Origin of the sequence: Enterococcus sp. 6D12_DIV0197, from assembly GCF_002174385.1 — a bacterium.
Taxonomy (GTDB): domain Bacteria; phylum Bacillota; class Bacilli; order Lactobacillales; family Enterococcaceae; genus Enterococcus_D; species Enterococcus_D casseliflavus.
Map to the genome: position 1 here is coordinate 15,233 of NZ_NIBN01000001.1, position 24,413 is coordinate 39,645.

Annotated in this window: 24 protein-coding genes; 14 read left to right on the forward strand and 10 right to left on the reverse strand. The window is 43.8% G+C overall.

Translation table 11 applies throughout. The features are described from left to right. From A5867_RS00065 to A5867_RS00085, 4 genes are all read right to left on the reverse strand, one after another. A partial coding sequence (locus A5867_RS00065; RefSeq protein ID WP_140397117.1) for an ATP-binding cassette domain-containing protein occupies positions 1 to 272 on the reverse strand: 272 nt, incomplete at its 3' end. 15 nt (positions 273 to 287) lie between these two features. Next, positions 288 to 650 carry a stage II sporulation protein M gene (locus tag A5867_RS00070; protein ID WP_249269993.1) on the reverse strand — a complete coding sequence of 121 codons (363 nt, stop codon included), beginning with the start codon at positions 648 to 650 and terminating at the stop codon, positions 288 to 290. Positions 651 to 1,772: 1,122 nt separating this feature from the next. Continuing rightward, on the reverse strand, positions 1,773 to 1,916 hold the full coding sequence (locus A5867_RS00080) for a putative holin-like toxin (protein WP_015510573.1): 144 nt from the start codon (positions 1,914 to 1,916) through the stop codon (positions 1,773 to 1,775). 276 nt (positions 1,917 to 2,192) lie between these two features. Continuing rightward, positions 2,193 to 3,089, reverse strand: a complete 897-nt coding sequence (locus tag A5867_RS00085; protein WP_087626634.1) for a LysR family transcriptional regulator — start codon at positions 3,087 to 3,089, stop codon at positions 2,193 to 2,195. 116 nt (positions 3,090 to 3,205) lie between these two features. Between A5867_RS00085 and A5867_RS00090 the strand changes: the two genes are divergently transcribed. Together A5867_RS00090 and A5867_RS00095 are read left to right on the forward strand one after the other, a co-directional pair. Continuing rightward, positions 3,206 to 4,867 (forward strand): malolactic enzyme, encoded by a 1,662-nt coding sequence (locus A5867_RS00090; RefSeq protein ID WP_276525021.1) that lies wholly within the window; start codon positions 3,206 to 3,208, stop codon positions 4,865 to 4,867. A 13-nt stretch (positions 4,868 to 4,880) separates the two neighbouring features. Then, a complete protein-coding gene (locus A5867_RS00095; RefSeq protein WP_087626635.1) occupies positions 4,881 to 6,161 on the forward strand; it encodes a 2-hydroxycarboxylate transporter family protein in 1,281 nt (426 codons plus the stop codon). Between the two features lie 180 nt (positions 6,162 to 6,341). Here the strand turns inward: A5867_RS00095 and A5867_RS00105 are convergent, their stop codons facing one another. Both A5867_RS00105 and A5867_RS00110 read right to left on the reverse strand, forming a co-directional pair. Then, positions 6,342 to 7,724 carry a lytic polysaccharide monooxygenase gene (locus tag A5867_RS00105; RefSeq protein ID WP_170927483.1) on the reverse strand — a complete coding sequence of 461 codons (1,383 nt, stop codon included), beginning with the start codon at positions 7,722 to 7,724 and terminating at the stop codon, positions 6,342 to 6,344. 277 nt (positions 7,725 to 8,001) lie between these two features. After that, positions 8,002 to 9,525, reverse strand: coding sequence for a flavocytochrome c (locus tag A5867_RS00110; RefSeq protein WP_087626637.1), 1,524 nt, complete (start codon positions 9,523 to 9,525; stop codon positions 8,002 to 8,004). A gap of 478 nt (positions 9,526 to 10,003) precedes the next feature. Here A5867_RS00110 and A5867_RS00115 point away from each other — a divergent pair, with 478 nt between their 5' ends. After that, the gene (locus A5867_RS00115) at positions 10,004 to 10,423 is read left to right on the forward strand and encodes a phosphate-starvation-inducible PsiE family protein (protein ID WP_249269994.1); all 420 of its coding nucleotides are present in this window, start codon (positions 10,004 to 10,006) and stop codon (positions 10,421 to 10,423) included. Positions 10,424 to 10,438: 15 nt separating this feature from the next. Here the strand turns inward: A5867_RS00115 and A5867_RS00120 are convergent, their stop codons facing one another. Further along, a complete protein-coding gene (locus tag A5867_RS00120) occupies positions 10,439 to 12,244 on the reverse strand; it encodes an ATP-binding protein (RefSeq protein WP_087626639.1) in 1,806 nt (601 codons plus the stop codon). A gap of 53 nt (positions 12,245 to 12,297) precedes the next feature. Between A5867_RS00120 and A5867_RS00125 the strand changes: the two genes are divergently transcribed. Then, positions 12,298 to 13,014, forward strand: coding sequence for a response regulator transcription factor (locus tag A5867_RS00125; RefSeq protein WP_005230498.1), 717 nt, complete (start codon positions 12,298 to 12,300; stop codon positions 13,012 to 13,014). Here the strand turns inward: A5867_RS00125 and citG are convergent. The 3 genes from citG to A5867_RS00140 form a co-directional block, all read right to left on the reverse strand. Further along, the gene (gene citG / locus A5867_RS00130) at positions 12,991 to 13,854 is read right to left on the reverse strand and encodes a triphosphoribosyl-dephospho-CoA synthase CitG (protein ID WP_249269995.1); all 864 of its coding nucleotides are present in this window, start codon (positions 13,852 to 13,854) and stop codon (positions 12,991 to 12,993) included. The two genes, A5867_RS00125 and citG, sit on opposite strands and share 24 nt — an antisense overlap. Further along, positions 13,847 to 14,542 (reverse strand): GntR family transcriptional regulator, encoded by a 696-nt coding sequence (locus A5867_RS00135; RefSeq protein WP_005230494.1) that lies wholly within the window; start codon positions 14,540 to 14,542, stop codon positions 13,847 to 13,849. Before A5867_RS00135 ends, citG begins: the two co-directional genes overlap by 8 nt. Positions 14,543 to 14,658: 116 nt before the next feature. Next, complete coding sequence (locus tag A5867_RS00140) at positions 14,659 to 16,005, reverse strand: citrate:proton symporter (RefSeq protein WP_010748906.1); 1,347 nt, start codon at positions 16,003 to 16,005, stop codon at positions 14,659 to 14,661. 431 nt (positions 16,006 to 16,436) lie between these two features. Here A5867_RS00140 and A5867_RS00145 point away from each other — a divergent pair, with 431 nt between their 5' ends. The 10 genes from A5867_RS00145 to A5867_RS00190 are packed head-to-tail and all read left to right on the forward strand — an operon-like array spanning position 16,437 to position 24,158. Beyond that, complete coding sequence (locus A5867_RS00145) at positions 16,437 to 16,784, forward strand: hypothetical protein (RefSeq protein ID WP_241655700.1); 348 nt, start codon at positions 16,437 to 16,439, stop codon at positions 16,782 to 16,784. 9 nt (positions 16,785 to 16,793) lie between these two features. Then, complete coding sequence (locus A5867_RS00150; protein WP_087626642.1) at positions 16,794 to 17,207, forward strand: acetyl-CoA carboxylase biotin carboxyl carrier protein subunit; 414 nt, start codon at positions 16,794 to 16,796, stop codon at positions 17,205 to 17,207. A 23-nt stretch (positions 17,208 to 17,230) separates the two neighbouring features. Beyond that, on the forward strand, positions 17,231 to 18,346 hold the full coding sequence (locus A5867_RS00155) for a sodium ion-translocating decarboxylase subunit beta (RefSeq protein WP_005230469.1): 1,116 nt from the start codon (positions 17,231 to 17,233) through the stop codon (positions 18,344 to 18,346). 24 nt (positions 18,347 to 18,370) lie between these two features. Further along, entirely contained in the window at positions 18,371 to 18,496 is a 126-nt protein-coding gene (locus tag A5867_RS18275; RefSeq protein WP_008381833.1) for an OadG-related small transporter subunit, read from the forward strand. Positions 18,497 to 18,508: 12 nt separating this feature from the next. Beyond that, the gene (citC, locus tag A5867_RS00165) at positions 18,509 to 19,504 is read left to right on the forward strand and encodes a [citrate (pro-3S)-lyase] ligase (RefSeq protein WP_087626643.1); all 996 of its coding nucleotides are present in this window, start codon (positions 18,509 to 18,511) and stop codon (positions 19,502 to 19,504) included. Positions 19,505 to 19,516: 12 nt separating this feature from the next. Next, positions 19,517 to 19,825: a citrate lyase acyl carrier protein gene (gene citD / locus A5867_RS00170; protein WP_005230465.1), complete on the forward strand. Its 309-nt coding sequence runs from the start codon at positions 19,517 to 19,519 to the stop codon at positions 19,823 to 19,825. Continuing rightward, the gene (gene citE, locus A5867_RS00175) at positions 19,813 to 20,700 is read left to right on the forward strand and encodes a citrate (pro-3S)-lyase subunit beta (protein WP_087626644.1); all 888 of its coding nucleotides are present in this window, start codon (positions 19,813 to 19,815) and stop codon (positions 20,698 to 20,700) included. The genes citD and citE overlap by 13 nt, the downstream gene beginning before the upstream one ends. Positions 20,701 to 20,702: 2 nt before the next feature. Continuing rightward, positions 20,703 to 22,235, forward strand: coding sequence for a citrate lyase subunit alpha (gene citF / locus A5867_RS00180; protein WP_087626645.1), 1,533 nt, complete (start codon positions 20,703 to 20,705; stop codon positions 22,233 to 22,235). Next, the gene (gene citX / locus A5867_RS00185) at positions 22,228 to 22,770 is read left to right on the forward strand and encodes a citrate lyase holo-[acyl-carrier protein] synthase (RefSeq protein ID WP_249269996.1); all 543 of its coding nucleotides are present in this window, start codon (positions 22,228 to 22,230) and stop codon (positions 22,768 to 22,770) included. The genes citF and citX overlap by 8 nt, the downstream gene beginning before the upstream one ends. After that, positions 22,767 to 24,158: an oxaloacetate decarboxylase subunit alpha gene (locus tag A5867_RS00190; RefSeq protein ID WP_087626647.1), complete on the forward strand. Its 1,392-nt coding sequence runs from the start codon at positions 22,767 to 22,769 to the stop codon at positions 24,156 to 24,158. The genes citX and A5867_RS00190 overlap by 4 nt, the downstream gene beginning before the upstream one ends. The last annotated feature ends 255 nt before the right edge of the window (positions 24,159 to 24,413 follow it).

A 24,413-nucleotide genomic window follows, 5' to 3' on the forward strand; every position in this document is an offset into this window, starting at 1 on the left:
ATAGCTGTAAATGATGCGTTGAAATGATTTTTGTCTAGAATAATGGCCATTTCTGATTTGTCTGTTTTTGTGTGCTGATCGCCCAAAAAAGATATTTCTCCATTGGACGGCTCTAAATTTTTAAATATTACGTTAAATAAAGTTGTTTTCCCTGCACCATTTTCACCTATCAAACCAACAATATCCCCACTGTAGATTTTAAAACTTATGTTGTTGAGACTAAAGTCGCTCCTCTCAAAATTAACATCTGTTACTTTCAAAATTTCCTGCATAGTAATTCTCCTTATTTAAATCATTAAAAAAGTGGTGATATATGCTTCTACCAATGCACCTAGAAAAATAGCGATAATTCCTAATAATAAAATTAATTTTGTATTTTTGACGTTTGCCACATGATATTCAATACTTTTCAAACCAATAAGTGCACCCAAGAAAAAACCAAAAAACTCGATCCCTCCATGAAGTAGAACGGATACTGCACCCATTTGTAACATAATAATTAGCGGCGTATTAATGCCTAGAAGATAAGCATTAGATATTATTACAACATAGGTAACATACTTATTTAGAACACATCCGCTACATAATATAAAAAAAATGAAATTATTGAAAAAAACTTTTGTGAAAAAGTAAAAATCATTTTCGCCCATTACTACTTCTGGCCGATCTAAGTTTATGAACATCAAACTAATAATAACAATAATAAAGTAAGTTAAAAAAAATAGCGCATTAATTTTTGCATTTCTTTCTTGTAATCTTGGAACATCAGAAAAGTAACCCCTCTTAGTTAGAAAAAAAGTAAAGAATAAGTGTAAAATCTTTTTTACTTCCTTCTATTTTTTTGTAAACAGATATGCGAGTATGATTATACTGATAATTTCAAAAGAATTGACCTTGGTTATTAGAATAATTACTAAGTGATTATCCGACTTAATTAAACTATTCAATCCTATATAAGACTCTTTACTAACTCCAAAAATGGCGCTCAGAAATGTGTTCCTTATTTAGAAATAAATCATCCATTGTTGTTCCTCCTCTAATTGGTTTTGACCATTCCTTCAGTAATTATTCAAACGTTAATTTTGCAATCTCAAAATCAAAATACGTTCCAGATACCCAGTCTACATGACCGCTATCTGTAAAAGTTTTGCGGATCACATCCTCTTCATCTTATAGTGCATGTATGGCATCAAGGATTGCCTTTGCTTCGTTCTCCTTAAAAATACCTAACTCTTCTTTTCTTTGCGTAAATTGCAGATTCTCAACCGTCGTAGCGTTACTTAAAAAGCCCATCAGGATAGAAAAATCCCCTTTTTTCACATAAACTTGTTTTACTAACTCACCGCAATCACATTTTGTCCAGCTAGGCAGCCAGTATAAGCGCCGATTGTAGGGCGTTATTGGTATTTTCCATTGTTCATTCAGTTTCTTCATGCACATGAAAGATATTTTAAGTACCCGATAGATTAATAATACCGAGAAAATGAATGGTTAAATTGCAGAACAATGGTGGTACTTAGACCTTTTTTAAGAAGGAAAAGCGATCTTTTTTACCCTCCACGTTCCAGTCGGCTCCACCACTTAGGAGGACAAAAAAATAGACGTGCAATAGCACGTCTGTAGCGTCAATGATTGATATCTCACCGAAATCTTGCTATAATTATTGTGTAAAAAGGAGTTGCGCGAACAACTCCCCTAAAGCACCGTTTAAGATGGTGGCAAGTTTTATATTATTTTAGTAATCAGTCAACTCGCCAAAGTTTAGTGACTGGTTACTTTTTTTTGTCGTTTTTTGCTGCAGTTAGGATGCCAAAGATAATCGTTGCGATTAAAGAACCGAAACTAATCATTAGCCCTAATGCTTCAGCTACAGACAAAAGGCTTCTCCTTTCTAAAGAGTGAACACTTACTTTCATAAGCACCACCACCTTTCAAAAGATAGCCACCGTCACAAACTTTACTGTCCTACTATTATACCAAAAATCCACGCTAAAAACCGAGATTTATCAAGGTTTTCAGCGTTTTTCCATGCGGTAAGAACGGTCTAAGTAAAGGGATTTTTTTCTCGTTTCATCGTTTAAAGGAACCATCCATTTGTTTTTTCCACGTTGAAAGATCCCTTTTATTTCAGCAGCTCAAGCACACATACCGACACCATTTTTCTCTGACCTTACCTCAAGCCCCCCCATTCCTCACCCTTCATCCTCCCAAGACAGCTCATCCAAGATCCTGATCAACTTCTGGACCTCTTGATTCAACATCGCACTCTTTAAATAGGCATATTGAATATAAAAGATTTCCTTATCTTCAGGGACTAGTGGTATTTTCACTAAGCCTTCCATTTCTTGAAATACGGGAAATTCGGTCATCAAGGTAATGCCGATATTGGAACTGACCAGCTGGCCAATCGTCTGAACGTCTGAAAAATAAAAGGGGACTTCGGGCTTCTTCTTTGATTTCTCACTTAAATTCTGAAAGGCGCGCATGTGGGTATAGCCTTTTTCCAATAGGATAAAGGGATATTTGGCAGCTTCTTCGAATGAGATTTCCTTTTTTTCTGCCAATGGGTTTTCTTTTGACACAAAGATAAAAAACTCTTGTTGGTGCAGCAACTTCACCTGCAGATTCGGGTGGACGAGGGGATTGACACTGCCCAGCAAGCTAAAATCGATTTTTCCTGACAATAGTTTCGAAAGTAATTCATTGGATCCCCCAGATACTAAGTGGAAATTCGAAATAAAGCGGATGATCTCTTTTTCATCTAAGAGTTTTGAAAAAACTTTGGAACGAATGATTGGCGGCAAACCGATGTGGGTCCGGTTGTTTTTGGCATGGTCGATGGCTCGGTCCAAGGTCAAAAATTCATCTAAGATATACTGTGCATGAGCCTTCAAAATTTCCCCCTCTGTCGTCAATGAGATGGAGCGATGAGAGGCTTCTCTAGCGATCAAATCACAGCCATAATGCTCTTCCAAGCGTTTGATAGCATAGCTGACGGTTGGTTGACTGACAGCAAATTTATGCGCCACTTGCGTAAAAGAAAGCATCTCTGCCAAAGCGTTAAAGTATTCTAAATCTCGTATATTCATCGTCTGATTTCTCCCTTAGCCGATTCAAGCTCGCATCGGTTTTGTTATAAATAATTTTTATTATACCACCGATAGTTGACTATAATTCCATGCAAGGATTAAAGTAGCTAATGGAAATGAACGAGTACTCAAAATATATCCATTGGAGGAACATAATGAAAGCACATGACATTTTAAATAACCCATTTTTAAACAAAGGAACCGCGTTTACACAAGAAGAACGAAAAGAACTAGGGCTGATCGGTTTATTGCCCCCACACGTACAAACGATCGAAGAACAAGCAGAACAAGCCTATTTACAATATGTCACCAAAGAATCCGACATTGAAAAACGTCACTTTTTAATGGAGATTTTTAATACCAATCGGACATTGTTCTACTATTTGTTCAACCAACATATCGTTGAATTCAATCCGATCGTCTACGATCCAACGATTGCTGATACCATTGAAAATTACAGCCGCCTATTCGTTGATCCTCAATATGCAGCATACTTAGATATCAATCATCCAGAAAACATCGAAGAAACGTTGAAAAATGCCGCTGGCGATCGGGACATTCGCTTGATCGTAGCCACTGACGCTGAAGGGATTCTTGGGATTGGTGACTGGGGTGTCCAAGGTGTCGATATTTCTGTCGGTAAATTGATGATTTATACAGCAGCTGCTGGGATCGACCCTGCTTCTGTTTTACCAATCGTGATCGATGCTGGGACCAACCGTAAAGAATTGTTAGAGGATCATTTGTATCTAGGCAATCGGCAAGAACGTGTCTACGGTGATGCCTACTACCAATTCATCGATCAATTTGTTCAAACGGCAGAATCATTGTTCCCTAAACTTTACTTGCATTGGGAAGACTTTGGCCGTTCAAATGCTGCAACGATTTTGGACAAATACAAACAAACAATTCCAACTTTTAACGATGACATCCAAGGAACGGGAATCGTTGTGCTGGGCGGTATCTTCGGTGCACTGGATATTACAGGTGAAAAATTAACGGATCAAGTCTACTTATGTTATGGCGGTGGTTCCGCTGGTGCCGGGATTGCCAGCCGTGTCCATGCCGAAATGGTCAGCGAAGGTCTTTCAGAAGAAGAAGCCTACAATCATTTCTTTATGGTTGACAAACAAGGGCTTTTGTTCGATGATATGTCCGATTTGACTCCTGCACAAAAACCATTTGCCAAAAAACGGGCTGACTTTGCCAATGCTGGCGATATGACGCAATTGATCAATGTCATTAAAGTCGCAAAACCAACGATTTTGGTCGGTACTTCAACCAATGCCGGTGCTTTTACCAAAGAAGTTGTGGAAGCGATGTGTGAAAACACTGCTCGTCCAGTGATTTTCCCTATCTCGAATCCAACCAAAAAATTAGAAGCAACAGCTGAGCAAGTGATCGAATGGTCTGATGGAAAAGCCTTTGTGGCAACCGGTGTCCCTTCAGGAACGATCCAATACAAAGGGGTCGACTACCAAATCGGTCAAGCAAACAACGCCTTGATCTATCCTGGTCTAGGATTAGGTATGTTGGCTTCAGAAGCTTCTCTCTTGACCGACGAAATGATTGGTGCCGCTGCTCACTCATTAAGTGGTTTGGTTGATTTGAGCCAACCCGGTGCACCTGTTCTTCCACCATTTGAATACGTTGCGGACGTTTCTATCAAAGTGGCTGAAGCAGTTGCCAATAAAGCCAAAGAACAAGGGTTAGCCCAAGCGCAAGAAACCGATATGGCAAAAGCTGTCCAAAATCTTAAATGGTATCCAACATACTAGGAAGGTCTGAAAAATGAATAAATTAAAAACGATGACGATTTCGGGAATTAGTCTTCCCTTGTATCTCTTTTTCATGGTTGTCATATTCAGTGCGATTGCCTTAGACAAATTGCCATTAAATATGGTTGGGATCACCATTTTACTGGTTGCCTTAGGACACCTGCTGTATTTCATTGGGGAAAAACTCCCGATCATGAATTCTTATCTTGGCGGCGGATCAGTTTTTACCCTGCTTGGTGCCACTCTTTTAGCCTCCTTCCATCTCGTACCCACGAAAGTCATTAACGCGGTCAGTGACTTCATGGGGGGCGGTTTTGGCTTTCTTGATTTCTATATTGCCGCTTTGATTTGCGGCTCGATTTTAGGTATGAACCGTAATTTGTTGGTGAAAGCTTCTACGAAATTCATTCCCGTTGCTTTGATCACTATGGTAGTAGGCTTTTTCTCCGTCGGTCTTGTCGGTATGCTGCTAGGCAATGGCTTTGCTGATTCGGTGATGTATGTGTCTCTACCAATGATGTCTGGCGGGATGGGGGCGGGAATCACCCCACTTTCACAAATTTATGCTGATGGCTTGGCAAACGGTAATCAAGCCGCCATCTTTTCTCAATTAGCGCCAGCAGTTACTTTCGGGAATATTCTTGCCATTATTGGTGCTTTATTTATCGCAAAGGCCTTTGCTAAAACCAAATACAATGGCCATGGTACACTGATCAATGCCACGAAAGAAGAATTAGAAAAACCAAAAATAACGCTTGATGCCCAACAAATCGGGGTCGGGATGCTGTTTTCCTTCTCACTGTTGGTCGTTGGTGCGATTTTAAGCGACTTTTTCCCTAAAATTCACGAGTATGCCTTTATGATCGTGATTGTCTTTATTCTAAAAGCCTTGAACATTGTCCCTAAGAAACTCGAAGATTCTGTGGTGATGTTCAACAATGTTGTGATGACGAATTTGACCCATGCGGTCTTGGCGGGGATTGGTTTGGCATTGATCGATCTGTCAACATTGGCTTCTGCCTTTACTTGGCAATTTGTCGTGCTTTGCCTAACCAGTGTCGTATCTATGGGGGCTGCCAGCTGGTTCTTCGGGATGGTATTGGGGATGTACCCCGTTGAAACCGCAATTGGTGCCGGTATGATCAACAACTCCATGGGGGGAACAGGCAATATCGCTGTATTGTCTGCCTCTGATAGAATGGAAATGATTGCTTTTGCCCAAATGGCTAACCGTTTATGCGGTGCGATCGTGCTGATTCTAGGTGGAATCTTGATCCGTTTCTTCTATTCTTGATCTAAAACAAAAAACAGGTGCTGCTACGCATGATGCATAGCAGTACCTGTTTTTGCATTCATCAAGCGAATTCGTCCAATTGGTTGCACGAATCAAACAAAGGTTCAATCATTTCCTCATAAAAGAGCCAACAAGAGCAGTGCGGAGGCACTGCTCTTGCTTTACTGATTCATTCAAGGGTTACAGCTTCTGAAACAAGGTTGGGGCTTGATCAGGAGACCAAGTGGTGTCCCCGTAATTTGAGTGGGTGTTGATCACGACATAGTTGCTGCCTTTATGGCTCACGATTTCACCACTTGTATACACTTCTGGTGCAGAGAAAGTACCTAGTTTCCACACGCGGTATTCTGACTCCCCGCCTCCAGGTGTTTCCGTTTCTTCTTTGGCATTGGTTTTCACGCTCAGCTGGTTGCTAAAAGCAGATTGTTCGCCCGTTTTACTGATTGCTTTGATTTGGTAATTGTAGGTTGTATCCGCTGCTAGATTCATGTCTTCATAGGTTGTTCCTGTGGCTGTAGCAATTTTGATGCCATTGCGGTAAACATCATATCCAGCGATCCCATTTGTATGAGTCGATGCTTGCCACATTAAGGACACGCTGCTGTCTGTCACGCTCATTTGGTGTAGGTTGCCTGGTGTCGAAGGGGTTTCGACTTGATTGTCTGCTGAGGTAGTCACTTTCACTGCAGCACTTTTTTCTGAAACTAACGCCGTAAAGCCGACTGCTTCTACTTGATAGCTATAGGTTGTGTTAGCTTTTAATTGCGTGTCGGTAAAAGTTGGCTCAGTAGTCGTTGCCACTAAGGCACCATCACGATACACGTTGTATTCTTTCGCATCGGTTTGACCGTTCCATGCTAAAGCCACCGTGCTGCTAGTCACTCGTTCTGAGCGGACATTTGCTGGTTCTGCTGGTTTTTCGGGAATGACTGTCGAACCAGAAACGTTAACGTCGATCACGTTATAAAAGGCATTTGGCGTATCGGCAACATCCCAGACCGCTAAAATGACATGGTACCCGAGACGATTTTCTGGAATGGTAATAGTATGGCTTGGACTATTGCTGGCAGCCGAACCATCGTGATTCACAGTAGCGATCAATTCCAAGCTATCTCTTGAGAGTGGCGCGTTTTGATCCCAACCTGGTTTCGTGATATAGTAATGCCATTTTGTGGTCTTGTGAGGCGCTGTATAATGCCAATTGACCCGCAATGGTCCTTGATTGATGTCTTGTTTGGTCCAACGATTGGTTCCTTGTTCATCAAGAACAAAGTCCCCGATTTGTCCGAGTCCACCATCTGCTGAAGCGATACGACCATCTACTGGTCCTGCTTCTGGAAAGCCTTTTTTAGTTTCCAATGATTGTGGGTTTGAAATGACATTGCCATATTTCTCAAACGCAGCGCTCCACCCTAACGTATTGCGATCCAAAGACCCTTGATAGCCCCGACTGACCGGTGATTCCACATAACCATGAGCAAATACTTGTTTTCCCGTGAAGAACAAGGTCCCTCCAAGTAAGATTGCCACCCCGACCGACCATTTTACCAATGCGTTTTTCATACTCTGCCTCCTAAAATTTTTTATCATCGAATAAACCAATCCTATCCGTTTATTCCTTGATTCCGATTCATTGAAAAGCAAACCCTACTGACAAAAACATTTTGTTTATATGTGAATTATAAATTATCAAATCATTATAAGATTATAATGACTAGTTTTCCGTCCTTTCAGTTAGAAATACAAAAAAACTTGAAACGATTCTCCTCCTAATCACTTAAGAGGATTCGTTCCAAGTTTCTTTCTTTATATACTGTCTTTTTTAGGAAAAAACAGCCGCTTATTTCCCGTTTTCTTTCACATAGTCAGAGGATTGCGCGCCTGCTTGGCGACCAAAGACCATAATGTCGGCTACAGCATTGCCGCCGATTCGATTTTGTCCGTGGATACCGCCGGTCACTTCACCTGCTGCATACAAGCCAGTGATTGGAGTGCCATCTTCTTTCAACACTTGGGTCTTCGTATTGATTTTGACGCCGCCCATTGTGTGGTGGATCCCAGGTGCGATTTGAATCGCATAGAATGGCCCTTCCGTCAGATCATAGTCCATCGCCGTTTCACGACCGAAATCTTTGTCGGCTTTGTCGGCCACTGCTTGGTTCCATGTATCTAAGGTTTTCTTCAAGGTTGCTGGATCGACATCGATTTTTTCAGCTAACGCTTCAATGGTGTCAGCTTCTACCACTACACCTTGTTCTTTGTAGTAATCGACTTGTTTGGCTCTACCTGCTAACGCATTGTCAAAAATCAAGTAGGCATAGCTTTCTGGCAGATCCGTGATAGCAGCTGAAACATTGTCGCGGGTTTCTAATTCATTGTAGAAACGTTCCCCTTGTTGGTTCACCAAGATGGCGCCTTCTCCACGAACGGTTTCACTGATCAACATGCCTGTATCTTGAACCACGGTTGGATGGACTTGAATTTGATCCATATCAACCGTTGCGCCGCCTAATTCTTCGATCATCTTGATACCATCGCCTGTACTACCTTCAGAAGTCGTGCTGACATAACCTTTCAGATCTGGACGATATTTTTCGATCAGTTCTTTATTGGAGCCAAAACCACCAGTAGTAACAACGACCGCATCACCAGCAATTTCTTTTTCTTCACCATTGATTTTCACGTTGACGCCAGTGACTTTGCCGCCTGTTTCATTGATTTTTGTCACATCAGCATTTACAAACAAAGGAATTTCTTGCTCATGAATGTTTCTCAACAAACCATCCACCAAGTACGTACCGACTGCTGAACCGTCGTGAGGACGATGGATCCGTTTCACACTGGCACCGCCGCTATAGCTGATATTGTCTAAAGTGATCCCCATTGAATCCAACCAATCAATCGCTGAAGCAGAGTTGTCTACTAAATAATGCAGCAATTCTTGATCGTTGGTTCCTTTACCGCCTTTTAGGGTATCTTCAAAAAATAGTTCATTGGAATCTTCAATGCCTTGGGCTTCTTGGAATTTGGTTTCTGATGCGTTCATTCCGCCAGAAGATTTCAAGGTATTTCCGCCTGCGATCGGCATTTTTTCTAAAATGACTGGATTCATTCCAGCATCTTTAGCCGACAAGGCTGCTGCCATCCCTGCACCGCCAGCACCAACGATGACGATATCATATTGATCTTTTAACTCTGCTGGATCGGTATACTCTTGTTGGGAAGCACCTGAAGTGACTTCACTTTCTGAAGAAGAGCTTGCCGCACTGCTGCTGGCTTTTGTTCCGCCATCGGCGCCACATGCACTAAGCAACAATAATGAGGCTGCCCCAATCACCCATTTTGACCATCCACTTTTTTTCATTTGTTTCCCTCCGTTTTTCTTGCTCTTTTCTCCTCACTGATCCCCGTCATATATGATGAGAAAAGAAGCATTTTTCTTGCGAACCCCGCTAAACTTGTTACTTTATTAACAATGGTAAACCTCTTGCGATCGGACTATTTTTCTATTCGATAGCGACAAAAACATTGTTTAAGCAATATTTTAACAGCGTTCTATTTTATTTAACCATTGTAACAAAAAAAGAAACTAAGTGTCCCGTAATAATTTGTGTATATTTTAACTATTCATTCTCATTGTTTTCTAATTTTTCCGAAAAAAGATAATATATTTTTCTCGCTACTTTCTGCTATTGAAAGCTATCACAAAAGACACGCCCATAGAAGGATCGTTAAGCTTACGGTCAAAAAGATATGGCCGCGATTGTTCTTTCTCTGTTCTTTTCCCTTTGTCCTACGCCTTCTTTTGTATAATAAAAGAAAAAGCAGAAATGGAGTGGCGAATGGAAAAATTGACCCGAATGTTCGAGCGAGTGATCAGTATCTGTATTGATAGCTTGTTAGCGATCTTAGTTGTTATCGTCTTGATTTTTATGGGAAAAGCGATTTTTATGATCAGCACGACGCTCTTTCCCTTAAGTGAAGCGCCCCACCTGTCCTTTTTGATTGAAGAAATTGCCACGTTATTCATTTTATTAGAAATCATTTTGATGTTGCTGCGGTATATGAAGGACGGACACCATATTCCCGTCCGTTACTTGATTCTGATCAGCATTACTGCGATTTTGCGCGAGTTATTGTTGACGCAAGGTATGGCGAACGATGCCCTATTTTTTGCTTTAGCGATCTTTGTTTTGGTACTCGTCTTGCTAGTCCTGCAAAAAATCAATGCCTTCCAGCATGCCCAAGAAAAAGACCACTGAAACTAGCCCGTCGGATCAGTTGGGTTCAGTGGCTTTTTCGGGATCAGTTAGAGGAATACCAATATAAAAGGTGGTTCCTTTAGGCGTACTTGTAACATCAATCAACCAATCGTTTTTTTCCACGATCGAAGAGACAGTGAAGAGTCCTAGACCAGTACCGCCAGTGGCACTCTTGGTCGTGAAAAAGCGGGTAAAGATTTTTTCTTGGATCGCTTCTGGTATGCCGGGACCGTTGTCGGAGATTTCGATCAAAGCAAACTCCTGTTGCGCAGAGAAAGCTTGCTTACGAAACAGAAAGGTGGCGCTTTCTGTCGAAGTGCGGCTCAAGCGAATGCTGCAATCGGCATTTGCTTGGTATACATTCATCAACAAATTGTAAATGATGACTTGCAGATCGATCTTCTCGTAGACGGCATATCCTACTTCTTGGATATCATACGTAAGGGAAAAGGCTTTTGGCAACAGCGCACGCATAGTATCGATGGCCTCTGTCAAGGTGGCGGCAATTGACTGCACAGTTTTGTCGGCACTTTCGAGTTTCGAAAAACGCAGCACATTGCTAGATAACTCTTTGCCTTTTTCTGCTGCTTTGCAGACTTCTTGCAAATCCTCCATCAAGACTTCATCGTGTTGGTTTTCCTCGATCAGCAATTGCAGATGACCAATCATGGGCGTCAAAAAGTTGTTTAGGTCATGGACGATCGAGGTCGTTAGCAAGCCAATGGTTTCCAGTTTTGATTCTTGCAAAATGTTTTTTTCGATTTCGTGCTTTTCTTTTAACAGCCGTTGTCGTTCTTTCAATGCTTGGTTTTCGACATAGGCTTGATTGCGTTTCATGTAGTTTTTGATCAGGACCGTCAATAAAATCATAATGACAAACAACAAACCTAGTAGGCCAATCAAAATCAAGTTGTCTTGTAAAAAGAGACCGCTTTGCTCCAAAAAATCGGCATTGCTAGCGACGATCAGGCGACTGTCGCCGATGGTAATCCATTGATAAGCAGCCAATTTCAGCACTTTTTGCAGTGTTTCTTCGTTCCACCAATAAGAATAATAGACGGAGGTGCCCTCTTCATTGTCGATTTGTTCTTGCTCCAAGCGCTCAAGATCGGTGAAATCCAGCTCTGGAAATTCTTTTTTGCGGCTTTCAACGATGGAAAAACCAATTTGTTCGTCCGATGGGTGCATAACGATCCGCATCTCGGCGTTTTTGACCATCGTATAGCCGGAGACATTGCGATCGGTGGTAAATTCATGACGGTACATGCGCTGTAGATTCAAAGGCATCACAAGAATCGCTTCTTTGTCGTCAAGGGTTAAGGACTGATACACATTTAGATAGGCCTGCTTGCCATCAAAATAGACTTGCCCATTTTGTACCTGCCGTCCTGCCAATACTTTGTCTAAGGATGGGTCTTTGAATAACAATTCTTGCACCGGCGGGTCTTCTGGTTTATTGACCGCCGTTGCGGTATTTTGGGCGATGATCTGACCTTGTTGGTCGATCAAAAACAATCCGACCATGGCATTGTTCGCAGAATTGATCACTGGTAACGTTAAGGGGCGCTGCAAATCAGCCAAGGCGGCGCCTTCGAGGTGGTCATCGGCATAATTGGTAAGAGCCATGTGGTACGATTCGATACTGCGGCTGATCAGTTTGATCGCCGCTTGATTGACCGTTTCCAACTGCCGCAACCCGACGGTTTCAGCTTGTCTTTGTGCGCTTTTATAACTTGTAAAGGTAAAAATAAGTCCAATCAGTGTAATGAATAAGGTAGCGACCACACTTAAATACAGCCAAAACTTTGATGGCGGTTTCATTGTAAACCCCTTTCATATTTACTATAATACTATTGATACAGGAGGCGGATATTTTGCGAGATGAAAAAATTTTAATCGTTGATGATGACCCTGCCATTCGGCGGCTGATTTGGAAATCTTTACAGTCGACGGGTATTCTGATCTACCAGACCGATTCCGTTGAAAAAACGATTGCGATCAACTCTCGTGTCAGCTTTGATCTTTTTTTACTGGATATCAGTTTAGAGCATGAAAATGACGGCTATCATTTGGCACAACTGATTCGGGAAGAAAACCCCACGGTGCCGATCGTTTTTTTGAGCGGAAAAAGTGACGAAAAAGACATGATCAACGGCTATGAGATCGGCGCCGATCACTACATTACGAAGCCTTTTTCACCGGCACTCTTAAAAGCACAAATCGTTTCGATTCTTGATCGCCGCAACGTGCTGCGAGAAAAAGGGATCGCCAAACCGGAAGGCGATCTGTGCAGCGGCATGTTTCGTTTTGACCAAAAACGCTATCAGTTTTTCAAAAATGATCAGCCCATCAAGTTGTCTTCAAAAGAAATCATGCTGATGCGCTTTTTCATGGAAAATCCAGATCAAGTGTTCTCGAAAGAACAGATTTACAGCAATGTCTGGCAAGATGGCCAATTCGATGCCAATACCGTGATGGTTTTTATCAATCATCTGCGAAACAAAATTGAAGATGAGCCGAAGCACGCCCGCTTTTTAAAAACCGTTTGGGGGATCGGCTATACCTTTTTACCAGAAGGAGACGCCTTCTAGCTGCAAGAAATAAAGGGCCAAGGCTAAAAGATCCGCCGAGCCGCCGGGACTCAAATGGCGTGCAATCAATACTTGATCATAGGTCGTTAATTCACGAAGCAAGTCTGTCTCTGACAGATTGGCTTGGTGAATTTTTTGCATCTCCTGCTGTACCGTCTTCATCGCCTCGTAGCCGCCTCGGTGGACGAGGTTGCTGTCTTCGGTTTCACTCATTAGATAGACCAACCCGCGTAACAAGGAAACGGAGGTTTTTTGTGGTTGCTGCCGTAAGTACTCCAGCAGTTTTTTAACCGTTGGATACCCAGCTGCGGCTTCTCCACGAATTCCCATCGTGCCATAGGTCAAATAATTTTTTTCTCCGTAAGACAACTGGTCTTTGTGGGTGATTTGCTGCAGGTCTTGCTTGACCAAATGCTGGCAGATGTCGGCGGCAAGCTGCAGGATCTGATTGGTATCTTCAGCCGTCAGCTCCGCCTTGCCATTTTGTTGATAATAGACTCCTGTCGCCCCCAACAAAACTGCAAAGGAAAAATTTGCCCCTTTGTGGGTATTGATGCCTTTGGTTGCCCGAAGCATCGCTTCTTCTGCTTCTTGACCGATCCCTCGTAACTGGTCAAATAGCTGGATCAGCGAGCCTGTATGGGCAAAGCCCGCTTGGCTATAGCGCTGAAAAAAAGGCGCCAAACAAGTGATACTGTTGATAAAGGTAAACACATTCATGTCCTGATGCGCACCAGAGGAGCAAGGATCTACTAAACCAGGCTTGGGTGCTAACGCTACCTCATAATGCAGCGCATTGACTGCATAGTTGCTGGCGGTAAAAAGACGGGAATCAGTCAATTTTTCTTCGCTCCATTTCAGCAAGAATAAATTGCAGGGAGTGATCCAAATGTTCATGGGTCAACAACGTGATCTGTTCCGTGTCATTGGTTCTCATGCCGCGATAAATCAGCCAATGTTCCGCCAATGCCGCATCCCTTCTTCTAGAAGAGCGAATCGCAATGTCACGAAAATACACGAGGTACGCTTGCAGATCTAGCACGATACTTTTTAACCGCAGCATTTGACTTTTTTCGTAAATAAACGCATTGAAGTCCGAAAAGTTTTTCAAGACCCCATCCACATCATCCTCACGATTCAGCTGTTCGCCATGTTCTAACAAGCAGCGCATTTCCTGGAAATCTTCCTCAGTCATCAAGTCCATCGCTTTGATGGTCGCTAACGTATCCAATGATTTGCGGATATCGTAAATCTCATAAGCATCTTTGATACTGATCCCTTTTACGACGATGCCGATTTTTGGCACATGCTCCACCAGTTTTTCAGCCACGAGCTGAGTCATGGCGTAACGAATCGGGGTTCGGCTGATATTTAGCGTATCGGAAAATTCTTTCTCATTGATGCGAGAGCCTGCGGGAATATCTCCTAAAATGATGGTTTTTTTGAATGCTTCATAGATCAAATCTTTTAATGGTTTATTTTTGGTCAGATCCAGATTTTTATTTACTGCATCAATAATTGGATTCATGATTTACTCCTATCATACTAAAAACAAATGAGATTTTTGGGAAAAAATAAGTTTATCGATAAACAAGGAAAACTACCGAGCAAAATGGCAGCCTGCTCGATAGTTTCTGTATGAAATTACTGTGGAATATAAAACGGCATGTGACCTAATAGCACGATCGTAACGACGAAGATCACGAAAATCCCCAGTGCGTATTTCGCAGCTTCTTTTTGCCATTGTCCCATATCTAAGCCCGTCAAGCGCAACAGCAAGTAGATGAAGGCAACCAATGGACTTAACAAGTGGAACGCTTGGCCCATTAAAGAGGCTAAGGCCATCTGCATATTGGTGAAACCATACGAACGACCTGCTTCTGCTAAGACTGGCAGGACCCCAAAGTAAAATCCGTCATTGGAAATAAAGAAGGTCCCAGGTGCAGAAATCAGGGCAATGACTAATCCCCAGAAACCAGCCAATTGTTTAGGGATGATTTGCGTGAAGCTATTCGCCAAAGCCGTTGCCATCCCTGAGCCTTGGAACAAGCCCATGAAGACGCCTGCTGCAAAAACTAAAATTACGACTTGCACGGCGTCACCACCGTTGGCACCGATCCGTGACGACTGGTCTTTCAAGATTGGGTAGTTGACCATCAATGCGATACACGTACCTACTAGGAATAACAAGATTGGCGGTAAAGCGATACTAGAAATAAAGGAGCTTGCTACTAACCAGCCAATCAAGACGATCGTTAAGATACCGTTGAAGACAAAGTTTTTCGGACGGCGGATCGCTAATGTATCAGGATCAGTCACAGTTGTCATTTCTAAAATCTCATCATTCGTCAGCTCGGTAACCCCTAAACGTTTCCGTTCTTGGATCCCCATTCTGCGAGCTACAAAGAAAACCACGTAGAGTAGAGACAAGATCATTCCTGGCAGCAGATAAGAAAGAATATCCGCATCGACTTCCAGCACCGCCATTGCCCGAGCAGTCGGTCCGCCCCATGGCAATAAGTTCATGATGGTGTTTTGCAAAATGATCAAGACACCAAGGTTCATCATTTTCATATTCAGCTTCTTGTAGATGGGAATAAACGCAGAACAACAGATCAAGGTCGTGGTCGTTCCATCACCGTTCAAAGAGACTGCAGCGGCAACGACTGCCGTTGCCATCAAGACTTTCATCGGATCGCCTTTAGCAAAATAAATCATTTTTTTCGTGATTGGATCAAACAAACCTGCATCCAACATAATGGAAAAGTACAAAATCGCAAACAGCAACATGATCCCTGTGTTGGCTGTGGTGGAGATTCCCTCAAGGACAAAATCACCGATATTGCCTTTTTCTGAAACACCAGCAACCATCGCAACAAGGGTAAATAGTAATGGGATAATTACTAAGGATGTAAAGGGTGACATTTTTTTCTTCATGATGACGAACATGAAGACAATAATCATAGCATAGGATAAAATCGTTAAGAACATTTTCTTCTTCCTTTCATGCATCGAAATGTGTAAGCGTTATCAAAAAACATTTTAAAAAAATTACAGGCCCGTAATTTGTTAGCGACAAGCGTCACTAGTTTGTGAATCTTTTTCTTTTCTTAAAGGAAATAATGTTATTGAATGCTTTACACGTCTAAGAATAAACAATCAAGAAATAGAAAAAAAGACCCGTTTAAAAAAAGAACAGCAAAAAAACAATTTCTCTTTTCAAATCTTATTTTTCGTTTAAAAAGTTCTTAACAGAATATTAACGCAATAAAAAGCTTGATAAATCAACGTTTATCTCGGTTTTTCGCTCTTTTTTTAAAAAAGGAACACTGAAAAAACAATTTTTAGCCGAAATAAATCTCGCTGATTGAACGGGAGTTTCTATAATGAAAGGGAACGAATCATTGAGAAAGGAGAAACCCATGAATCTTATTAAAAGATTGTTCAAAAAAACGCATGATGAACCTGATGCGCCTGTCAGCTCCCCTTTGAAGTCCGAGGAAATGATAACGGATCCACCCGCGTCTGATTGGCAAGAAGTGTCGAGCTATCAGCCAGCGCCTGCAGAAGATTATCCATTAGTCAGTCTGATAGCCGCCGCACTAGGGGCTGAATGTTACCCTGAAAGTCAGTTTGTCATTCGAAGAATTGAGAAACGCAATCCTGAATTTAAGCGAGTCGCCCTGATTGCCGCCAGTATTGCCGCAGGAGAGCTGCCTGATTCTCAGTTCACAATTAAAAAAATAGCCAAAAAAAATGAAAACAAGTGAGGGAAAAACATGTTACGTAAATTTAAAATAGCAATCGATGGGCAAGAATACCTTGTCGAAATGGAAGAAATCGGTGCGCCGCAACCTACCACTCCTGCCCCAGCAGTGCCAACACCGGCTCCCGCAGCGGTACCTGCTCAACCAGAGGCAGTCAGCACACCAGAACCAGAAGTAGCACCACAGCCAGTGCCAGCTACGCTTCCTGCTGATGGCGAGCCGATTCATTCTCCGATGCCGGGAACGATTTTACGTCTCTTGGTCAATGTAGGTGATACTGTACAAGAAAATCAGTCGTTGATGATTTTAGAAGCCATGAAGATGGAAAATGAGATCGTGGCACCAAAAGCAGGAACCGTGGTTGCCATTGCAGTCAATGCGGGCGACATGGTCAACCCAGGAGAACTGCTGATTACGATCGGCTAATTTATTGAAAAGGAAGTGACGTAGTGGAAACGTTAATTGAAGGTGTAGTCGGGTTAGGATCGGAGCCGGGACGGATCGTTATGATGTTCATCGGTGGTCTATTGATGTATTTGGGGATCAAGAAAGAATATGAACCGACCTTATTAGTACCCATGGGATTGGGCACGTTGTTAGTGAACTTCCCGAACTCAGGTGTGTTAAGTGCTGGCGGAGAAGCTGGCCCGTTCCAAGTATTGTTTGATATGGGGATCTCAACTGAATTGTTCCCCTTGCTTTTGTTTATCGGGATTGGCGCGATGATCGATTTTGGTCCCTTGCTGCAAAATCCATTTCTTTTGTTGTTTGGCGCTGCTGCGCAATTCGGGATCTTCTTTACGATCATCGTTGCCGTGTTGCTTGGTTTTGATTTAAACGACGCAGCTTCCATCGGGATCATCGGCGCTGCTGACGGTCCGACTTCGATTTTTGTCGCAAATACGCTGAACTCGAAATATATGGGTGCGATCATGGTAGCAGCTTACTCTTACATGGCGCTAGTACCGATCATTCAACCGGTTGCCATCAAAGCAGTGACGACCAAGCATGAACGAAAAATTCGTATGTCGTATCGTGCCGGCGAAGTTTCGCAAACGGCCAAAATTTTGTTCCCGATCGTGATCTCGATCGTAGCAGGGTTAATTGCACCTGTTTCATTGCCACTGGTTGGATTTTTGATGTTTGGAAATCTCTTACGGGAATGTGGTGTCTTGGATCGTTTGTCCATCACTGCTCAAAACGAACTAGTGAATATCATTAGTATCCTCCTAGGTTTATCAATTTCTGTGAAAATGCAATATGAAGAATTCTTACAAGTCGATACATTGATGGTTATTGGTTTAGGGTTGGTTGCCTTTATTATGGACTCGGTCGGCGGTGTGTTGTTTGCGAAAGTGCTGAACTTGTTCCGTAAAGAAAAAATCAATCCAATGATCGGTGCCGCTGGTATCTCTGCGTTTCCAATGTCTAGTCGGGTCATCCAAAAAATGGCGACAGATGAAGATCCGCAAAACTTTATTTTGATGCATGCAGCCGGTGCCAACGTTTCAGGACAGATTGCTTCGGTCATCGCCGGTGGCTTACTGCTGGCACTGATTGCTTAGGTCACTAGAAAGGAGAGGAAAACTATGAGTCAAGATTTACTGACTTCATTTGAATTGTTGTTATTCGGTTGGGGCGGCGTCTTTGTCGTGATCCTGATCATCTACTTCGCATCCTTGCTTTTGTCGAAGCTCTTCCCAGTAAAAAAATAAAGAAGGCATTGTATGTATACCCTAAAAAGAATCTGGCTGCAAAAAGATCCAGAAGTCTTTTTGCAATGGCAAAAATTGATCACCCGTGCTGGCTTAGCCGTCGGTGAAGAAGTAGCCTATACCGTCGGCATTTTTGACCAGCAAACCTTGATTGCTACTGCTTCTTGCTATGCCAATATCATCAAGTATGTGGTGGTCTGTGAAAAAAGACGCTCCGAACAGCTGTTGACGCAATTGATTTCACACCTTAGCGATCATATCAAAGACGAAGGCTTCACCAAGTCCTTCGTCTATACAGCACCGAAAAACCGCCTGTTTTTTGAATCCCTCGGGTTTCGTGAAGTGCTGGCAGCACAAGACATCTTGTTCATGGAACAAGGCGTTCCTTCTTTTGAAAGCTATGCCCAGCAACTGCAACGGCAGCGAATTGGACAAAACAACGGCGCGATCGTCATGAACGCTAATCCTTTTACCAAAGGACATTTGTACTTAGTCGAAACGGCTGCGAGTCAAAAAGAACAGGTTTATGTGTTCGTTTTATCAGAAGACCGCTCGCAATTTTCTACCAGCGAACGGCTGCAGATGGTGACGGATGGTGTGGCTCATCTGCCAAATGTAACGGTGCTGACGACCAACAACTATCTCGTCTCTTCGGCGGTCTTTCCCAGTTATTTCTTGAAAGAGCAAGCACCTGAGGCGATCGCCAAAAAACAAGCCGCCTTTGATGCAACCCTCTTCAAAGAAAAAATTGCCCCGCTGTTGGCGATCACTACGCGTTTTGTAGGCTCAGAGCCTTACTCGCCCGTGACCCAACTCTACAACGAGGCCATGGCTGCCGTTTTTTCACCCGAGCTTGAACTGATCGTGATCGACCGTCTGAAGATCAACCAATCAACCGTTTCGGCTACAAAAGTCCGGAAAGCGATTGCAGAAAAAGATTTACTTTCCTTGCAGCAATTTTTACCAGAAACAACGTTCTCATTTTTAATGCAGCATAACTATATTTAGAGGTGATAATAAGTGGAAATCAAAAAAAGTGCGGTTGCTGGCTCTGTTGAATCCAGTGATATCTTGATCGCGATCGAGCCTACCACAACCCAAACCATCGAGCTGACCCTCGATAGCAGTGTCGAAAAACAATTCGGCAAACAAATTCGCGCCGTCATCCTTGAGACGCTGAACCATCTAGGCGTGACACAGGCCAAAATCACTGCCACCGATAAAGGCGCATTGGACTGTACCATCAAAGCCCGAACTCTGACCGCCGTTCATCGGGCCGCCGAACAAGAACAGTATGCTTGGAAGGAGATCGACACATGGAACGTTTAAGAAGAACGATGATGTTTGTACCAGGAGCCAATGCTGCCATGCTACGGGATGCACCATTGTATGGCGCCGATTCCGTTATGTTTGATTTAGAAGATGCGGTCTCCTTGAATGAAAAAGACTCCGCTCGGACACTGGTGCATTTTGCCTTAAAAACCTTTGACTATTCTGCCATCGAAACCGTCGTACGCATCAACGGCCTCGACACGGTGGGTGCCTTTGATATCGAAGCGATGGTCCTAGCGGGGGTCAACGTCATTCGTCTACCGAAAACCGAAACCGCCCAAGACATCATTGACGTTGCCGCTGTGATCACGCAAGTGGAAGAAGAAAACGATCTGCCTGTAGGAACCACCAAAATGATGGCTGCCATCGAGTCTGCCGAAGGCGTTTTAAATGCCCGAGACATCGCTACAGCTTCCGATCGTTTGATCGGGATCGCTTTAGGGGCAGAAGATTATGTCACCAATATGAAGACTCGTCGCTACCCAGATGGGCAAGAATTGTTGTTTGCCCGCAGTATGATTTTGCATGCAGCTAGAGCTGCAGGGATCGCCGCCATCGATACCGTCTTTTCTGATATCAATGACACAGATGGCTTTATCGCTGAAACGACTCGCATCAAGCAGCTTGGTTTTGACGGAAAATCAGTGATCAATCCACGGCAGATTCCCCTAGTCAATGGGATCTATGCGCCTTCAAAAACCGAGATCCAACAAGCCAAAGAAGTGATCTGGGCCATTCGCGAAGCCGAAAGCAAAGGCTCTGGTGTGATCTCCTTGAATGGCAAAATGGTCGATAAACCAATCGTTGAGCGAGCGGAACGCGTGATCGCCCTTGCCAAAGCAGCGAAATTGATTACCGAGGAGGAAGTGTAATTATGGTGTTAAACAAAGCAGGAAAAGACATCCCTGAATGCTATGCCAACCAATACGGGGTCTTTGAAAATGAAACAGCCAATATCCATGCCTACAAAGAAGCGAGTCGCAAGATCGAGCCAGTCCTGCCAGGCAAAAGCAAGGTCTTGGGCAGTATCCGTGAAGCCATTGAAAAAACAGGGCTAACGGACGGCATGACGATCTCCTTCCACCATCATTTTCGCGAAGGGGACTTTATCATGAATCTCGTTTTGGACGAGATCGCAAAAATGGGCATCAAGAATCTTGCGATTGCCCCTAGTTCCATCGCGAATGTTCATGAACCATTGATCGGACATATCAAATCTGGGGTCGTGACCAATATCACCTCCAGCGGTCTGCGGGACAAAGTCGGTGCCGCAATCTCCGAAGGCATTATGGATGCCCCAGTCATTATCCGTTCTCATGGCGGTCGTGCTCGTGCGATTGCCGCCGGCGATATCCACATCGATGTCGCTTTCTTAGGAGCGCCTAGCTCAGATGCGTATGGCAATGCCAATGGTACCGTCGGAAAAGCAACCTGCGGCTCATTGGGCTATGCGATGGTCGATGCAAAATACGCCGACCAAGTCGTGATCATCACCGACACCCTGGTGCCGTTTCCAAATACCCCAATCAGCATTCCCCAAACGGATGTCGATTATGTCGTGGAAGTCGATGCCATCGGTGATCCTGCAGGGATCGCAAAAGGTGCGACCCGCTTTACCAAAAATCCAAAAGAATTGCTGATTGCTGAGTATGCAGCCAAGGTCATCACCAGCTCGCCTTACTACCAACAAGGCTTCTCCTTCCAAACTGGAACGGGCGGTGCCGCATTAGCCGTTTCTCGTTTTTTACGCGAGGCGATGATCAAAGATGAGATCAAAGCTAGCTTTGCCCTTGGCGGCATCACCAATGCCATGGTGGAACTGTTAGAAGAAGGATTAGTAGAAAAACTGATCGATGTCCAAGACTTCGATCACCCTTCTGCACAATCGCTAGGAAAAAACGCCAATCATTACGAGATCGATGCCAATATGTATGCTTCACCGTTAAGCAAAGGGGCGTTTATCAATCAATTGGATACCGCCATTCTTTCCGCACTGGAAGTTGATACGAATTTCAACATCAATGTCATCACCGGTTCTGACGGTGTGATCCGCGGTGCTTCTGGCGGCCACTCAGATACCAGTATGGCGTGCAAAATGAGCTTAGTGATCGCTCCTCTCGTGCGGGGACGGATCCCAACGATCGTCGATACCGTCAACACGATCGTCACGCCAGGCGCCAGCATTGATGTCGTCGTCACAGAAATCGGGATCGCCATCAATCCTGCTCGCGAAGACCTGATCAGCCATTTTGAAGCATTGGATATTCCCCAATACACCATTGAAGAATTAAAAGAAAAAGCCTACAACATTGTCGGTCAACCCGAACCAATCAAGTACGGGGAAAAAACCGTCGCTTTGATCGAATACCGCGATGGCACGATCATTGATGTGGTCAAAAATGTCTGATGCCCTATTTTCAGGAACCCCTGTGACGCTAACCGATATGCTGCAGGCGCGAGAAAATAGAAGCTCCCTTCAACGGGAGCTTCTCGCTGCGGATGAAAAAGCGGCATTACTTGTTGCCACCATGAATATTCCTGGTCCCGTGAAAAATTCTGCCTCATTGACCGCAGTTTTTGAAGAACTCATTACGGAAATCGAAGAGGCCGTCAAGGAACTGATTCCACTGGCAAACCTCTACCGTAGTTTGGAAACTGGACCGGAATATTATCTCGTACTGCCCACAGATCCTTATGAACTAAAACGAATGATGGTTCAGATTGAGACCCATCATCCTTATGGTCGATTGGTGGATCTGGATGTCTTAGCCAAAAACCAAGACCAGCTTTTACCTATCAGCCGCACCGAAATAGGACTGCCGGCAAGAAGCTGCTACGTCTGTGAACAAGATGCCAAAGTTTGTGGCCGTTCTAGAACTCATAGCGTAGCAGATATGCAGCAGCAGATCCGTAAAATCATTCAGGAAAGAGTGAAAGAATGAAAAAAATCCAATTTACCGAAACCGTCTTGCGGGACGGCCAACAAAGTCTGATCGCCACGCGAATGCCTACCAGCGATATGCTGCCGATTTTAAAAACCATGGATCAAGCAGGCTATCATGCCCTGGAAATGTGGGGCGGCGCAACCTTCGATGCTTGTTTGCGTTTTTTAAATGAAGACCCATGGGAAAGATTGCGGGCGATCCGCAAAGAAGTGAAAAAGACCAAACTGCAAATGCTCTTACGGGGACAAAATCTCTTAGGCTACAAAAACTATGCCGATGACGTCGTTGCTGACTTTGTGACCAAATCGGTCGAAAACGGCATCGACATTCTTCGTTTGTTTGATGCCTTAAATGATGTCCGCAATTTAGAAACCGCCATCCGCGCCACAAAAGCAGCCGGTGGACACTGTCAAACGGCAATCTCTTATACTACTAGCCAGATCCATACCGTGGATTACTTCGTTGACCTTGCCAACAAAATGGCAGACCTCGGCGCAGATTCTATCTGTATCAAAGATATGGCAGGCGTTTTGACGCCGCAAACCGGCTACGAGTTGGTCAGCCGAATCAAAGACGCGGTCGATCTGCCGCTGGAAGTCCATACCCATGCCACCAGCGGCATTGCTGAGATGACTTACTTAAAAGTTGCGGAAGCCGGTGCAGACATCATTGATACCGCCATTTCCTCTTTTGCTGGCGGCACCAGTCAGCCAGCAACCGAATCTGTGGCAATCGCCTTAGAAGATTGCGGCTTTGCTACGGGACTTGATTTGCAGAAAGTCGCTGAGATCGCGGAACACTTCAATCCCGTTCGTGATCGTTTCCGCGAAGAAGGACTACTGAACCCGAAAGTCAAAGACATCGAACCCAAAACCTTGATCTATCAAGTACCTGGCGGCATGTTGTCGAACCTACTCAGCCAATTGACGGAACAAGGATTGCAAGACAAGTATGAAGAAGTTCTAGCAGAGGTACCAAAAGTCAGAGCGGACTTGGGCTATCCACCGCTAGTGACCCCATTGTCGCAAATGGTCGGCACTCAAGCCTTGATGAATGTGATTTCAGGAGAACGCTACAAACTTGTCCCAAGTGAGATCAAAGATTACGTCAAAGGATTTTATGGACAATCGCCAGCACCCATCAGCGAAGAAATCAAAGAAACAATTATCGGAGATGCTGAAGTGATCACTGTCAGACCAGCTGATCTACTGGCACCACAACTGCCAGCCTTTCGGGAAGAAATCGCTGAGTATGCCAAAAGCGAAGAAGACGTGCTGATGTACGCCCTCTTCCCTCAGCAAGCCCAAGACTTTTTAGGCCGACGAGAAGATCCCTTTTATGATGTCCCCGTACAGACAGTGTCTGTGAGGATTGCGGTGGATTAACAATGAAGCCAGAAATAGAGAAAACAACTTAAAGTGCCCCTCACAAATTCGCTTGCTTTAGTAAATTTGTGAGGGGTATTACCATCTATAGGTTGTTTCTTCGTTTTTACTAATCTGCAGTGCAAAAATACGTACGCCACAGCCACTCCACCAATAAGCTTGCATTAATCGCTTCTCGCTCACGTATTTTGGGTAGCTGAGAAGCCAGGATTGTGCTTCCGCTCCATCCATTCTATAATCAGCTAAAAGAAGAGT